We start from the raw sequence: 1,319 nt of genomic DNA on the forward strand, positions 1-1,319 counted from the left end.
ACCTTGCTGCTGCCCAGGCGACCAATCAGGCCGATGTTCCTGAAGGGGATCTTGTCGGCCAGGTCGGGCTGGGCGCCATCGCTATTGTGGGACTGCATGCACGGGCCTCTCGCATCGCGGCCGCTCATTATGGCCACTGACCCGCCGCCGGGCAAATGGCCTCAGGCGGGCTGGAGCCGACGGCGACGCAGCCACCACTCGTTGAGGACGAGCGAGCCCAGGATGATCGCCCCACCCAAGGAGAGACGAGCCAGGTCGGCATCGCGATTCCAGATCACCAGGTTGACCAGCAGTCCGGCGGGAATCAGCGCATTGTTCATGATCGCCAGGGCTCCGGCATCCACACGCACGGCCCCCAGGTTCCACAGGAAATAGCCCAATCCGGAAGCGACCAACCCCAGCCAGGCAAGAATTCCCCACTGGATACCCGTGGTGGGCATCGCCGAGGCATCGCCCAGTAACGCGAAGGCTGGCAGGGCAATGGCAAGGGCGCCCAGATAGAACCAGGCAAAGACACTGTGACGCGGCAGGGAATCCGGCAGGCTCGTGGACAGCCGACGATAGCCCACCTGACCCAGGGCGAAACACAGATTGGCGCCCTGTACGACCAGAAAACCCAGCCAGAACCCACTGTCGAGTCCCTGGTAACGGATCACCGCCGCTCCCAGCACGGCCAGGCCGGCGGTCAACAGATAGAAGGGAGTGAAGCGTCCGAAGAGCCAATCATCGAGCAGGGCAATATACAGGGGGGTGAAAATGGTAAACAGCAGGACCTCTGGCACCGACAGCAGGAGGAACGACTGATAGAAGAAGATATACATGACCCCGAGCTGGATCGCCCCCAGCCCCATCAAGGCCAGGCGTTGACGGCCAACCAGCAGCGAGGGGCGCAGAAACGGCAGGAAGACCAGGGCTGCCAGCACGACACGCACCAGCACGGCGAGGTAACTATCTACCTGGCCGGCGAGATAGACACCGATCAGCGAGAAGGAAAAGGCCCATAACAGGGTGACACCGACGAGATACCCCACAGTAAACCTCTTATATTAAATAAGTTGACTGCGAGCATACCTCGCCACACTCATGCTGCACAATTCCAGTTACCACCGCAGCTTCTCCGAATGGGCGGGATTATCCGTCTCGGCATCCGCACTCAGGGCTTCCAGTAGAGGATCGGCTTCCTCGGCCAGGTACTCGTCGAGGCGCTCCCGGGCCTTGTCGCCGAAGAGGATTTCGCAGGCTTCCATCAGGCCTGGGGAATTGCGGATGGTGTCTTCCGGCACGACCAGGGAGATCTTTGACCGTCGACGCAGAAAATC

Annotated in this window: 1 protein-coding gene and 1 pseudogene; both read right to left on the reverse strand. The window is 61.2% G+C overall.

What is annotated here, in order from left to right; all coding sequences use genetic code 11:
- Positions 1–161 precede the first annotated feature (161 nt).
- Positions 162–1,031 (reverse strand): EamA family transporter, encoded by an 870-nt coding sequence (locus ACESMD_RS10955; RefSeq protein ID WP_372613072.1) that lies wholly within the window; start codon positions 1,029–1,031, stop codon positions 162–164.
- Positions 1,032–1,100: 69 nt separating this feature from the next.
- Positions 1,101–1,319 (reverse strand): annotated as a pseudogene (locus ACESMD_RS10960) (FAD-dependent oxidoreductase); the annotation flags it as partial.

This window comes from Halomonas sp., from assembly GCF_041689495.1.
Taxonomy (GTDB): domain Bacteria; phylum Pseudomonadota; class Gammaproteobacteria; order Pseudomonadales; family Halomonadaceae; genus Halomonas.